The organism is Thermodesulfobacteriota bacterium, from assembly GCA_040754335.1.
Lineage (GTDB): Bacteria > Desulfobacterota_D > UBA1144 > Nemesobacterales > UBA2774 > 2-12-FULL-53-21.
The window spans coordinates 165493-178710 of sequence record JBFMCV010000002.1 but is presented as its reverse complement, the minus strand read 5'-3'; the positions used below and the strand labels follow the sequence as shown (position 1 = coordinate 178710).

The window sequence follows — 13218 nt, the reverse complement described above, 5'->3', positions numbered from 1 at the left end:
CGCTCAATTAGAAGGCATATCGAGCTTCACGCCCATTCCCGCACCTTTCGCGACCTTGTACACGTGCGCGGCTACCGCCATGTCCTCGACCGCTATGCCGAGCGACTTGAAGAGGGTGACGTCCTCGTCCCTCGTCCTCCCCTTCGCCTTCCCCGCGACCACGTCGCCGAGCTCGGCGACGCGGGACCACCTTAGCGTCCCTTTTTCAATGAGCGGCAGGAACTCTCCCGCCTCTATCTTCGTCTGCTCGAGCGACTCGACCACTATTATATCCGCCGCCCTGACCGCCCTCTCGTCGAGCTCTCTCTTGAAGAGGAAATTCCCGCCTATCGCGTTTATGTGCGTCCCCTTCGCGAGCCATTCCCCCCTGAACACAGGCTCGAACGACGACGTCGCGGTGATTACGCAGTCGGCGTCCCTTGCGGCTTCTTCAGCCGACGCGACAGGCGCGACCGGTATCCGGAGCTGCTTCTCCATTTCTTTAGAGAACGCCTCCCTCTGTCCGGCGTTCCTGCTGTACACGCTTATCCTCTTCACATTCCTTACGGCGCACACAGCGAGGAGCTGCCCCCTCGCCTGCCATCCCGCCCCGTATATGCAGGCGCGGCTCACGTCGTCCCTGGCCATGTACTTCGTAGCCACGCCCGACACCGCCCCCGTCCTCATCATGCCCATGTAGTTCCCGTCCATTATGGACAGCAGCTCCCCAGTCTCCATATCGTGCAGGAACACCCTGAACTTGATGCCCGCCTTCGAGGAGGTATAGGCCTTGTAGCCCATGACGCCCAGATGGGGTAGCGCCCCCGCCAGGTAATGGAGCATGCTCACGTCGGTCCTTACCCTCTGCCTCGGCTGATTTATAATGTTTCCGAGCCCCTGCTGCCTGAACGTTTCCTCAAGCACCTTGATGGCGTCGGACATGGTGAGGATCTGCCTTATGTCCTCCTCTCCAAGGAATAAAACCATCCTGCCCTCCGTTAAAGAACCTGTCCCGCGCGAAACAGGCCGCCTCTCCTGGGTAGGATTTTAACATTTAAGAGTCTGATTTTAAAGGAAGGCTGGGGAGTTATGGAGAATGGGCGGAGTTCATGCTTAATTTACAATTATTGTGTAAGATCGAATTAGATTGTACGGTATTGAATTCGACGAACACGCGCCATGAGCCCGAACCCCAGCCATTCGAAAAATCACGAACCCGATACATCAACTCACTCCGTCACATTCGGAGAAGCGCTGCGCGTCTGGGTCAGGGTAGCCGTCCATAGCTTCGGCGGGCCGGCCGGTCAGATCGCAGTGATGCACCGCATACTCGTCGAGGAAAAGAGGTGGATAAGCGAAAGCAGGTTCCTCCACGCGCTCAACTACTGCATGCTGCTTCCGGGCCCCGAAGCCCAGCAGCTCGCAACCTACATCGGATGGCTCCTACACAAGACCCGCGGCGGCCTGACGGCCGGGACACTCTTCGTCCTTCCCGGATTTATCTCCATCATGGCATTGAGCATCCTCTACGCCGAATTTCAGGACACGACTTTCGTCGAAGCGCTCTTCTTCGGACTCAAGCCCGCGGTGATGGCCGTGGTTGTCGAGGCCGTGATACGCATAGGAAAACGCGCGCTCAGGAATAACGTTATGGTCGCCCTCGCGGGACTGGCCTTCGCCGCCATATTTTTCTTCAACGTGCCCTTCCCCCTGATCGTACTCGGCGCGGGTCTGACAGGATTCATAGGAGGGAAGATCCGTGAAGATGTATTTTACGTCATCAGGGGGCACGGCTCTCAGAGCGGGGGACAAACGGGAGATGAGGACGGTTTCGTCATCACTGACGGAGTCGCGGGTCATACGCAACCCTCGCTCTCGCGCGCTTTGAAAGTAATCGCCGTATGGCTGCCCCTGTGGCTCGGTCCTGTCGCGGCCCTGATAATTTTTCTCGGCATGGAGAGCGTCTTCGTGAAAGAGGGCGTCTTCTTCAGCAAGGCCGCGGTCGTGACCTTCGGCGGCGCATACGCCGTGCTCGCTTACATAGCCCAGGAAGCTGTAAACACGTACGGATGGCTGAAGCCGGGCGAGATGCTCGACGGACTCGGGATGGCCGAGACGACTCCCGGCCCCTTGATCATGGTGCTGCAGTTCGTGGGGTTCATGGGCGCATACCGGAACCCGGGCGGACTCGACCCCTTGCTCGCCGGCGTGCTCGGCTCCGTACTGACCACCTGGGTTACGTTCGTCCCGTGTTTCCTGTGGATTTTCCTCGGCGCTCCCTACATCGAATATCTCAGGGGAAGGAAATCGCTAAGCTGCGCGCTCTCGGCGATCACGGCCGCCGTAGTGGGAGTCATTTTCAACCTCGCGGTGTGGTTTTCCCTGCACACGCTCTTCGGCAGCGTCGACGAGATAAATATCTCCGGGATAAGGCTTCTCGTCCCCGATTTGAAAACTATCAATATCGTTTCGACGCTGATAGCGGTCGGAGCCTTCCTGCTCCTCTTCCGTTTCAAATTCGGGATGCTTAGGACGCTCGCGGTCAGCGCCGCGGCGGGGATCATATACCAGCTGATAATAAGGAGTTGATTCGGTTCTGTGACAGCCGGCTTTCAGGGGTCCGTGCTATACGGAAGCTATAATAATTTTCTCCGCACCGGGGTCTCAATTCTTTATACTGAACCGCTGGTTCGGGAAAGCGGGCCCGACCGGAGCTTGAATCACTATGAATTCGAAGCCGGTATCGACGTGACAATTGTTGCAGCCTGTAGTCAGCTGAGTATAGCTTTGCTGGAATGCGGACACGTCCTTATTTTGAGAGGCTTTCCTCGTACTCTCGAGGAAAGGCACTACGAGCGCCGGGATGAGCTCATTTGCCTTATAACGGTCCCCGTGCAGCTCCGAGACCTTCTCGATCGTTTCCTCTATCTCGTGGATCTCGAATTCGGCCAGCTTCCAGTTCTCGTTAGTTCCCGCATACCAGAGCTTCGCATGGTGTGTTTGAATGGTGCCCATCAGCTCGCCGAACCCGGGTTTGTAGCCCTCTTCCATTTTCCGTACCTGCTCCTTTAATCCGTCGATCTGCGATTGCATCTCTATCTGGTCAGCCTGATACGCTCTACATCCCGTGAATATAAACGCAATGAGAGTCATAACCGATAAAACAGCTTTCGTATTGATCGCCGCCATAATTCGCCTCCTATTCCATCACTTCATCGACCAGCTCTCTGATCTTGCCCTTCGCCAATTTGAGCGCCCGCCTGCCTGCCCGCGTTATTTTATAGTACTTTCTGACCTTGCCGCCTATCGTTTCCTTCCGTGATTCGAGGAGTTTCTCCTTCTCAAGCGAATGGAGTATCGGGTAGAGGGTCCCCGGACTGATGTCGTAACCGTGCCTCCTGAGCTCCTCTATAAGCCAGAGGCCGTAGACCTTTTCTTCATTGGCGTGATGAAGTATGTGGATCTTTATAAAACCCAGAAAGAAGCTTCTGATCACTGCGTCTGATTGAGGCCGCCTTGTTATCGTATATCGTTATCGTGTTCCGATATAATGAGATTGTAAATTACGATATGCTCTGAGTCAACTCGTTTATTTCAGTGAATTGCGGTAATCATACCCTCTCGACGGCTAATATCACCCTCGACTGTCCTCCGAACGGGAGTGTGAATTCGCTCCGCTCCGCGAGCCGGAAACCCTCCATCACTTTGGCCCCTGCTGACTCCCACTCCTCCCTTCCCCTCTGTCCCCTCATGAGGATTATTCTCCCTCCGTGGGCGAGGTAAGACTCGCTAAGGCGAAGTATCTCGGGTATCGGTCCCACCGCCCTCGTAATCACTCTATCGAAGCTCCCTCTCGCGATCCCGTTACCCTCGTCCTCGGCCCTGCCCCAGACAGCTTTCGCACCTTCGAGACCGAGCGAGCGTATCACCTCGCGCATGAACATCACCTTCTTATGCGCGGAGTCGAGGAGCGTGACTTCGAGCGAGGGGCGGACAATTTTTAGGGGGATTCCGGGGAACCCTGCGCCAGAGCCAATGTCGATGAGACGCCCGCTCCCGGGCACGAAACGCACCGCCGATATCGAATCGAGGAAGTGGCCGATCACTATGTCCCTGTCGTTTCTCAGGCTCGTTAGGTTTATCTTCCTGTTCCATAATTTGAGCTCGGACATATAGCGCATGAAGAGCCCGACCATGACGGGTGAGAGCTCGACGTCCAGAAGTGATGCGCCTTCGTATAAAATCTCCTCGGGCTTCATCCCGTCCTCCTTATGAGCATCGGGTGGTTGACGATAATGCCCGGAGTGCCCTTGTGCATCTTTATCCTGCCCGTGACCTCTACTTCCATGCCTTTGTAATACGAAGCGGGGTCTATGCCGAAGAACTCGAAGTTGCCGAGGTCGTCCGGGAATATCACCACGTCCAGCTTACCGTCGATCGAGAGGACTACCGCGCTGTCCGATTTTCGCGTACGCGTTATCTCCCCCCTCACCACTACGCGCTTCCCTTCGTAGCGCGGTGCGCTTTCTATTTCTATCACGAACCCGCCGTTCCCTTCCGGCACCTCTATGGTATCGAGACCCCCCCACATTCCCTTTTTTTCTTTCTTCGCCTCTTCCGCGGCCCTCTCGAAACGCTCCCTGTATTTCACGTTCGGCTCGATGAATAAGGGAGTCGCGAGCCCGCTACGGAGTAATTCCTCGTTCACGAGCACGCCGTTTGAGAAAACGTAAGCGAGGAGCCTCCCGTAGACGTCGTATCTCTCATTGTCGTATTCGAGCGTGACGCTCTTTCCCTCGACCAGCTTCCTGTTAAATTCAAGCGCCTCTCCGGAGTATGGATCGCCGGGGGAATCCTGCCGGGCTATCTCCGGAGTGTCTATGCCGATGTATCTCACGAGAGTCCCCCTCCCGTCGCCGATCGCTATGGTATCCCCGTCGATAACGTCCGAGACGAGGAAGGTCTCCCGGCTTCCCTCATTCTCCGCGTAATAAGTTGTGTAGAGATAATATGCGGCCGCGAGCGCGATGAAGACGAGCACGATGACCGGGTCTTTTCCGAGCTTCAAGCGTCGGTTCTCCTATATGTACAACGTTTGATTATATTTGCTGTCTTTCCCGTCGGAAAAGGAAAAGTGAAAGCCGAGTTTGTCCTGTGAAATTCTCCCGCGCCCGCCGAAGAACTCGGAACGATAAAACATCAAATCCACCCTAGCCCTCCTTTACAAAAGGAGGGAATTGAAAGGAAAATGCGAGATGCTGAAACAAGTTCAGAATGACGAAAATAGAGATCGCCACGACCACAAAACGGTCTCGCGATGACAATATACATTCAGACCCCCGTCCCGCGCTCCTTCAACGCCTTCCTTCCGAACGTGAGGAAACCGGTGTGGCTCACCATCCTGTCCATGGGCCTCGTCTTCCCGGTGCTTACGCGTATGTTCCTGACGAGTACTTCGACCGTCTCCATGAATACGAAACCTTCTCTCTCAAGGAACTCGACGCACCTTTCCACCTGGTTGTATGTGGGAGAGATGCTCGCTATCCTCCCCCCGCCCCTTAACGCCCGGTACGCGGCGGGAATCCCGTCCCAGGGCGAGGGCAGGTCGAGCATGACGGCGTCGACCCCCTCCTCGTCGAATCCCTCCCACACCTCCCTCAGCTTGAATTCGACGAATTCGGAGAAACCGGCGTTCTCGACGTTCTTCCTGGCGTTCTCGAGAAACCTCTCGCTCCTGTCGTACGTGTAGACCCTGCCGGTCGGCGCGACGGCGTTTGCGAGCGCTATGGTGAGCGCGCCCGACCCCGACCCGCACTCCACGACCCTCATGCCGGCCCCGAGGCCCGTCTTCATGACGATGAGCGCAGAGTCCTTGGGATACACGATCTGCGTGAGCCTCTTCACCTTCATTATCCGGTCCTCGAGAGTAGGCTCGAGCATTATGAACGGGTGGAGGAGGTTGGTTTGTATGACGCTCCCGTACTCCGTCCCTATCGCATTTTCGAGCAGTATCTCGCCGAGATGAGTGCCCATGCGCTTGCCCTCGTCCACGGTCACGAGGTAGGTTTTTTCGTCCGGGGAAAGTAATAGTACGTAGTCTCCGCGCTTTATCATCATGCCACGAGAGACTAATTTAAAACGCCCGCATTTTCAAGAAACTTTCTCCCTCTCGAAGAACGTGTAGAGGATGAACCCCGCGAATACGAGGCATCCGGCGGCAGCATACATGGCTTCGTACCCGTAGTCCCTAGCGATCACACCGAACGGGAACGCGAGGAAATTTATGCCGAGGCTGTATGTCGCGTTAAACGCGCCTATGGCCTTCCCCCTCTCGTCCTCGCCGGCCTTGTCTATCATGAGCGCGCTCAGCGTGGGGTAGAGAGAGCCGTAGCCGAAGCTGAACATGAATGATATCAGCACGGCCGTCAGGGCAGAGTCCGCGAAGTACATCGACGCAAGTGATACGGAGACTATGAACAGGGCCGGGGAAGCGACAGCCTTCCTCCCCCACGTGTCCGAAAGCCTGCCCCCGAATATCCTTATCGCAGTCACGGTGATCGTATAAGTGAGGAAGAAATAATACGCCTGGAGGTCTTTCGATCTGAAAAAGGTGGCGATGAAATTGAGCACCGCGCCGAGCCCTCCGGCGAGCACGAGGTTCGAGAGCAGCACGAGCGCATACTTGCGCGACGATATCAGGCGGAAGAAGCCGAACCCGTAAGGGTCCCGGGACGGAGTGAAGCTCCCGTCATTCATGAATACAGCCAGGATGAACGATATAAGGCTGAAGTACGACGAATATAAGAAGAAGTCGTGGAACCCGGCCAGTTCTATCACGAACTCCCCTAGTGAGGGGCCTATCGCATAGGCGGCTATGGTGAAGGCGCTGAATATGCCGAGTCCCTGGGCCCTCTTGGACGGAGGCACGTAATCGGCGACGAACGTGCCCGCAGCCGTGAACGAGAACGCGAACGAGAAACCCTGTACGAGGCGGAGCGCGTATATGAGCGGCGAGAGATCATCGACGAACAGGTACGAAAGCGAGGCCAGGAACATGAGCGCGTAGCCCAGCAGCATGAACCGCCGCCTGCCGTATTTATCGACGAGGAAAGTGACGAAGGGGATCGCGCCCAGGGACGTTATCCCGAAAGACCCCATAATGTAGCCTACGTGCGCGTCGTCGCCGCCAAGGCTCTTTATGTACAGCGGAAGGAGGAAAAAGGACGAAAAGTTGCAGTAAAAGAAGAAATTTGACGCCGTCGCTAAAGCGAAATTCCTCGATTCTGGCCTGGTAAACCCCGATATCATATGAGCTTCTTGAAATCGCCCGCGAAACCGCTTAGATTTGACTTGTAAATATTAAAGGATCGAGGGATGATATGCTACACTCTATCTTTGACAATGTATAATGTCGTGATATAGTTTAGCGCTTCAAATCAGAGCCGTTAGCTCAGCTTGGTAGAGCAACTGCCTTTTAAGCAGTGGGTCACAGGTTCGAATCCTGTACGGCTCACGTCCTATTACGTCCCCGTCGTCTAGCCTGGCCCAGGACATCGGCCTTTCACGCCGGTAACAGGGGTTCGAATCCCCTCGGGGACGCAACTTATTCCCGGAGTAAAGTGACATAGTTGCAATCCGCCGACGGTGTCCGAATTCTCACTCGTTCGAATTCGTTCCCTCGGGGACGCGCACACAATGTGTGCTCATATACGGTTCCTTCCAACTCCTCAAATATGGGGTGATACTCCGCACTCACATTACGATCGTTTGCCCGCGGAGGCTCTCCGCCACACAATGTGTGCTCATAATCGATTCATCCGCGACTTTCTTGCTAAGTCGAACAATCATAGCCAAACCCGTTCGTCCTGAGCCTGTCGAAGTATGAACACATATCCCGAAGCACAGTGACCGTGTTGCCGTTTCTCAAGGGCGTCCAATTCCTTGCTCGCTATTTATTTTCCCCCTTTAGCAAAGGGGGAACGATTCCGATAACAACTTCGACGAATAGGAGAAGATGGTCGCAGATTGCCGATTGCAGAATCAAAATTTCCCTTCGCACTATAGTTACACAAGTCAAAATAAGAGGAATCGGTCGGATATGGTTAAAGCCGAAGAAATATTTTTATCGGAGTGACGCATTGGTTAAGCCATATTCAGGGGGATTTAAAAATAAAAGAGTAAAAGAAAAATCCTCCCTAATTTGAGTTTACTACCTGCGTTGCTCCGATTAAGGCATTTCTTTGCCATGTATCAGCACCAACCAATTCCTCGCTTGCTCGGAATTGTCCTCCTTTTTCTAAGGAGGGAATGAAAGGACTAAAGAAAAGATGACTCTCTACCTCACCAGCTTCGATATCTGCCTGAACTCGTCCGTACCCGCGCGTTCGAGGAGCTGAAAAAGAAAAGTCTCTGTGGTCCCGACCGTAGCGCCCGCCTTTTCCATGAGCCCGATCCCCTTCTCCCAGTCGAGCTCCTTTCTCGACACGACCGCGTCAGCGGGCACGTAGACGCGGTAGCCGTCGTTCACGAGGTCTATAGCCGTCTGGAGCACGCACACGTGCGTCTCCACCCCGCAGAGGAGGACAGAGCCCCTTCCGATTTCCTTGAGCGCGTCCATGAACTCGGGCGACCTAGCGCAGCTGAAGACCACCTTTTCGATAGGGTGGAACCCCTCGCCAGCCGATTCCTTTATTTCACCTATCGTAGGCCCGAGCCCCTTGGGGTACTGCTCAGTTATGTGCACGGGAATGCCCAGTATCCCGGCGGCTTCGAGGAGTATCTTCACGTTCTTGACGGCGAGCCTGCTCTCTGTCTCAGGCATCGCCGACATCAGCTTCTCCTGCATATCGACTACGACGAGCGTCGTATCTTCCTTCTTCAGAAAATCCATGGTCTATCTCCTTGGTTGTGTGGGGGTGATTACAACCATCTTACTATTTTTTGTTTGTCATGGCGAGCCCTTCCCGGCTACGGCTCGGCCTACGCCGAGACGAGCGACTACGCTCAGGACAGGCTCCGCGCGGCTATCTCGCCATTCGTTTATATAATTCCTTCCCCCTTGAGGGGGGAAGGTAAGGATGGGGGTGTCACCATACCGTAGGAGCGGCTTCCAGCCGCGATACACAATGCAAGAATCGTTTATCAGCGGACATTGTCCGTCCGCCGCCACCGCCAACCCTATATACCCCCATTTGGCGGCGGGGTGAGGAAGCAAGCCTAGCTCACTGATAATCAAATCTGTAGGAGCGGCTTCCAGCCGCGATCAGATTTCATGTAGCGTTTTCTTGTCGCGCCAGGATGGCGCTCCTACAATTCAGGGTAAGTAGCATGACCAATTTTCGAGTCCGCCGCCACCGCCAACCCTATATACCCCACTTTGGCGGCGGGGTGGCGGGGAGTGGTCCTAGTTTGTGACATTGTGACAGTCGTGCCGAGTATATACCCTGCACATCTGTCACAATGTCACTTCAGTGAGACTTCGGAGAGGGAGGCATTACGAAGAGAATGGATCGGACTCTTGGCGGGACCTTACCGTAATAGCTCGTTTGTCTAGTTCATCAATCATTTTTTCCGGATACGGCAATAGTTCTGATTTCTATATAATATGTTTTTTGATTCTTCTATATATCCTCTATAGAAAAGGAAGTAGAGGGGATTTTTCATCATGCGACAATGCGACAAACGCGCAGGGGTATAGGGTTGTCGCATCTGTCGGATGGCGGATCGTGGTTCTAGTTTGTGACATTGTGACAGTCGTGCCGAGTATATACCCTGCACATCTGTCACAATGTCACTTCAGGGAGAATTCGGAGAGGTATAGGATTGGCGGATTCTTCCTATTACCCTCTCATCCTTTAAGATTTTTTCACCCCTTATGCTTCGCGAACTCCTGCTCGAACCTGCGCTTGAGCTCTTCCGCCTTCGCATCGTACGCGGCGGGGTCGGCCCAGCTCCTGCGGGGCTCGAGCAGCTTCTCGTCCACACCCGGGCAGGATGAAGGGACCATGAGACTGAAGACCGGCACTTCCTTAAACGGCACCTTGTCGAGCGCCCCGCTCACGGCGGCATTCACGAGAGCCCTCGTCTGGGGAAGCGGCATCCTCTTCCCGACGCCGTAGGGGCCACCCGTTATCCCCGTGTTGAGGAGCCACACCGAGGCGCCGCTCTCTTCGAGCTTCTTCTTCAGCATCCCCGCGTAAAATAGAGGCGGCCTCGGCAGGAAAGGCGCGCCGAAGCAGGAGCTGAACGTCGCCTGGGGCTCGGTCACGCCCCTCTCCGTCCCCGCCACTTTCGCCGTATACCCGAGCGTGAAGTAATAGAGCGCCTGCTCGTTCGTGAGCCTCGACAGCGGAGGGAGCACCCCGAAGGCGTCATAGGTGAGCATGAATACATTCTTTGGTATCCCGCCAATACCCGAGGGTACGATGTTTTTAAGGGCGTCTATCTGGTATGCGCTCCTCGTGTTCTCGGTGAACCTCTCGCTGTCGAAATTTATCCCGCGCGAGACAGGGTCGACCTCCACGTTCTCGAGCACAGTGCCGAACCTGAGCGAGGCGCCGTATATCTCGGGCTCCGTCTCGGGGTTGAGCTTTATCACTTTAGCGTAGCAGCCCCCCTCGAAGTTGAATACCCCGCGGTCGAACCAGCCGTGCTCGTCGTCACCGATGAGCGCGCGCACGGGGTCAGCCGAGAGCGTCGTCTTGCCCGTGCCAGAGAGCCCGAAGAAGAGGGCCACGTCCCCGTCCCTCCCCACGTTCGCCGAGCAGTGCATCGGGAACACCCCTTCCCTCGGGAGGAGGAAATTGAGCACGGTGAATACGGACTTCTTCATCTCGCCCGCGTAGCGCGTGCCGCCTACAATTGCCACGCGCCTGGCGAAGTTAAGCACGATGAACGTCCCCGTCCTCGTGCCGTCGGCGTCAGGGTCGGCTTCCGCCCCCGGCGCCGCTATCACGGTGAACTCCACAGACTCGTGGGGGAGGTCCTCCCGTTCGGGTCTGATGAAGAGGTTGTTGACGAAGATGTTATGCCACGCGAACTCGTTTATCACGCGGACGCGCATCCTGTATTCCGGATGTGCGCATACGTAGAGGTCCCTTACGAACAGGTCCTTCCCTTCGAGGTGCGCTGTCACCCTATTGTAGAGCGAATCGAAATGGGCGGGGGCTATGGGCTTGTTTACAGGGCCCCAGAGTATCTCTTCCTCCGAGGTCCGCTCTTTCACTATGAACCTGTCCTGGGGCGAGCGCCCGGTGTGTGGAGCGGTATACACTACGATAGTCCCGCCCTCCGCGATCTCCCCTTCGCCTCTCCTCACCGCCTCCTCGTAGAGGAGGGATACGGGCGCATTGTAGTAGATTTTCCCGGGGTTCCTTATACCGTGCCGGTCGAGTAGCTCTTTATCGGTTATCTGCACAGAAAGACCCCTCCCTCGATTTCCGCTCGTGACGAGCCGGCGCGAAAGTAAGAATGTATATCAACCAGGATTGTATTTCAAGAAGCTCCCGCATTAATAATTTAATGAATCACGGACACTTCTATCACTCCGGGAGGAGCTGCCCGGCACAGGCGGGGCATCGGAACAGCATTTCGGCGGGTCATTTCGGCAGAATCGGCGTCCCCGTACCGGCCGATCCGTTTTCGACCCTTCTTCATCCTGGGGCCGCTCATTTGACCCGGGGCGCAAATTGTGATAGATTTTAATGAGCAGCGCCGCCAATCACACGAAAGGGGTCACTTATATATATATGTTTAAAGTAGGGAACAAGGCTGTCTACCCGGCTCACGGCGTTGTGCAGATCAAGTCGGTAGAATCGAAGGAAATCTGCGGAACTAAAAGGAATTTTTACATCCTCCAGGTCGTCGACAGCGACGTCACGGTGATGGTTCCGACCGATAACGCCGAGACCGTGGGCCTGAGGCCCGTGATAACCAAAAGGCAAATAGCCAAGATTTACGACATACTCAAGACCAGGATCAGGAACTCAAACAACCAGAACGGCGGCCAGAGCTGGAACAAAAGGTACCGCGAATACTCGGACAAGCTCAAGAGCGGCGACATATTCGAGGTAGCCGTCGTGCTCAGGGACATCAACCACCTCCAGAGGGAGAAGGACCTCTCTTTCGGCGAGAAACGGATAATGGACTCGGCCCGCACGCTGCTCGTCAAGGAAATATCCATAGCGAAGAACCTCGGGGAAGAATCCGTGACGAAGGAAATAGAGAAGCTCCTGCTCTGAGCCCGCATACCCCCCGGCATGACTCCATAACCCCGCCCTCAGCGGTGAAAGCTCCTACTCCTTATTTAGTGAATCTCCAACGCCACTCGGTTATACTTTTCCATTCAATCCTGTTACATATAGAATCATGGCGAACGGCATACTGGACATAGAGACGGCTTCGCGTCTCAGGCGCTTTTATTTCAGGAGCCCGTCCCGCGTGAGGGGCCGGAAGGCCGGCATTCATAAAAGCCTCTACAAGGGCATAAGCCCCGACTTCCTCGAATACAAGGAATACAACCGGGGTGACGAGCTCCGGCAGGTGGACTGGCGGCTCTACGGGCGGCACGACAGGCTCTACGTCAAGAAGTTCGAGGACGAGGTCAACCTCGCCTGGTGCATACTCGTCGACAGCAGCGCATCCATGGGCTACGGCGAGGGCGGCTCCCAGAAGCTCCGGTACTCGGAGAGCCTGGCGGCGACGCTCGCATACCTGCTTCTGAGACAAGGGGATGCCGTCGGTGCGGGGGCGTTCTCGGGCGGCGGACTATCGGTCATACCTCCCAGGGCGGGGAACTCGTACATTACTCCCATACTCGCAAAGCTCGAATCCCTCGCCCCTTCAGGAACCACTGCGCTTGCCGGGCCGCTTCTCAAGGCGCTCGAGACGTTCAGGCAGGACGCGTCTTTCGTCATCATATCCGACCTCCTCACCGACGAGGGCGAGATCGAGAAATCGCTCCAGCTCCTTAAGGCGGCGAAGAAAGAAACGGTCATATTCCACGTGCTCCACGAGGACGAGACCGAGTTCCCGTTCCGGGGCCCGCTCGAATTCCTCGACATGGAGTCGGAAGAAAGGGTCATAGTGGATACGGACGGCGTGAGGGAAGGTTACAGGAAGAGGATAAAAGAGTTCACGGAGAGGCTGAAACTCCTCTGCCACGAGTACGAGTCGAGATACGTGCTCTCGCCGACCTCAAGGCCCGTCGAGGAAGCCCTTATAGAGATCGCCGATAAATAG

Annotated in this window: 12 protein-coding genes and 2 tRNA genes; 5 read left to right on the top strand and 9 right to left on the bottom strand. The window is 55.6% G+C overall.

From position 1 onward, the window contains the following. Positions 1 to 3: 3 nt before the first annotated feature. A complete protein-coding gene (locus tag AB1598_04170; protein ID MEW6144197.1) occupies positions 4 to 966 on the bottom strand; it encodes an ornithine cyclodeaminase family protein in 963 nt (320 codons plus the stop codon). Positions 967 to 1158: 192 nt separating this feature from the next. Here AB1598_04170 and chrA point away from each other — a divergent pair, with 192 nt between their 5' ends. Continuing rightward, positions 1159 to 2568 carry a chromate efflux transporter gene (gene chrA, locus AB1598_04165; GenBank protein ID MEW6144196.1) on the top strand — a complete coding sequence of 470 codons (1410 nt, stop codon included), beginning with the start codon at positions 1159 to 1161 and terminating at the stop codon, positions 2566 to 2568. 75 nt (positions 2569 to 2643) lie between these two features. Here the strand turns inward: chrA and AB1598_04160 are convergent, their stop codons facing one another. From AB1598_04160 to AB1598_04135, 6 genes are all read right to left on the bottom strand, one after another. Further along, positions 2644 to 3168: a hypothetical protein gene (locus tag AB1598_04160; GenBank protein ID MEW6144195.1), complete on the bottom strand. Its 525-nt coding sequence runs from the start codon at positions 3166 to 3168 to the stop codon at positions 2644 to 2646. 10 nt (positions 3169 to 3178) lie between these two features. Next, complete coding sequence (locus AB1598_04155) at positions 3179 to 3475, bottom strand: PadR family transcriptional regulator (GenBank protein MEW6144194.1); 297 nt, start codon at positions 3473 to 3475, stop codon at positions 3179 to 3181. A gap of 115 nt (positions 3476 to 3590) precedes the next feature. Continuing rightward, a complete protein-coding gene (rsmG, locus tag AB1598_04150; GenBank protein MEW6144193.1) occupies positions 3591 to 4238 on the bottom strand; it encodes a 16S rRNA (guanine(527)-N(7))-methyltransferase RsmG in 648 nt (215 codons plus the stop codon). Further along, positions 4235 to 5047, bottom strand: a complete 813-nt coding sequence (locus AB1598_04145; protein ID MEW6144192.1) for a thermonuclease family protein — start codon at positions 5045 to 5047, stop codon at positions 4235 to 4237. Before AB1598_04145 ends, rsmG begins: the two co-directional genes overlap by 4 nt. Before the next feature lie 263 nt (positions 5048 to 5310). Then, positions 5311 to 6096 carry a tRNA (adenine-N1)-methyltransferase gene (locus AB1598_04140; GenBank protein MEW6144191.1) on the bottom strand — a complete coding sequence of 262 codons (786 nt, stop codon included), beginning with the start codon at positions 6094 to 6096 and terminating at the stop codon, positions 5311 to 5313. Positions 6097 to 6129: 33 nt separating this feature from the next. Next, positions 6130 to 7287, bottom strand: a complete 1158-nt coding sequence (locus AB1598_04135; protein MEW6144190.1) for an MFS transporter — start codon at positions 7285 to 7287, stop codon at positions 6130 to 6132. A gap of 131 nt (positions 7288 to 7418) precedes the next feature. On the opposite strand from AB1598_04135, the gene AB1598_04130 reads away from it, so the two are divergent. Both AB1598_04130 and AB1598_04125 read left to right on the top strand, forming a co-directional pair. Then, positions 7419 to 7492, top strand: a tRNA-Lys gene (locus tag AB1598_04130). 11 nt (positions 7493 to 7503) lie between these two features. After that, positions 7504 to 7578: transfer RNA gene (locus tag AB1598_04125), tRNA-Glu, on the top strand. 736 nt (positions 7579 to 8314) lie between these two features. On the opposite strand, the gene AB1598_04120 is transcribed toward AB1598_04125, so the two are convergent. Further along, the gene (locus AB1598_04120; protein MEW6144189.1) at positions 8315 to 8869 is read right to left on the bottom strand and encodes a hydrolase; all 555 of its coding nucleotides are present in this window, start codon (positions 8867 to 8869) and stop codon (positions 8315 to 8317) included. Between the two features lie 975 nt (positions 8870 to 9844). Further along, positions 9845 to 11395, bottom strand: a complete 1551-nt coding sequence (gene pckA / locus AB1598_04115; GenBank protein MEW6144188.1) for a phosphoenolpyruvate carboxykinase (ATP) — start codon at positions 11393 to 11395, stop codon at positions 9845 to 9847. A 331-nt stretch (positions 11396 to 11726) separates the two neighbouring features. Here pckA and AB1598_04110 point away from each other — a divergent pair, with 331 nt between their 5' ends. Further along, positions 11727 to 12218, top strand: coding sequence for a CarD family transcriptional regulator (locus AB1598_04110; protein ID MEW6144187.1), 492 nt, complete (start codon positions 11727 to 11729; stop codon positions 12216 to 12218). Between the two features lie 127 nt (positions 12219 to 12345). Further along, a complete protein-coding gene (locus AB1598_04105; protein MEW6144186.1) occupies positions 12346 to 13218 on the top strand; it encodes a DUF58 domain-containing protein in 873 nt (290 codons plus the stop codon).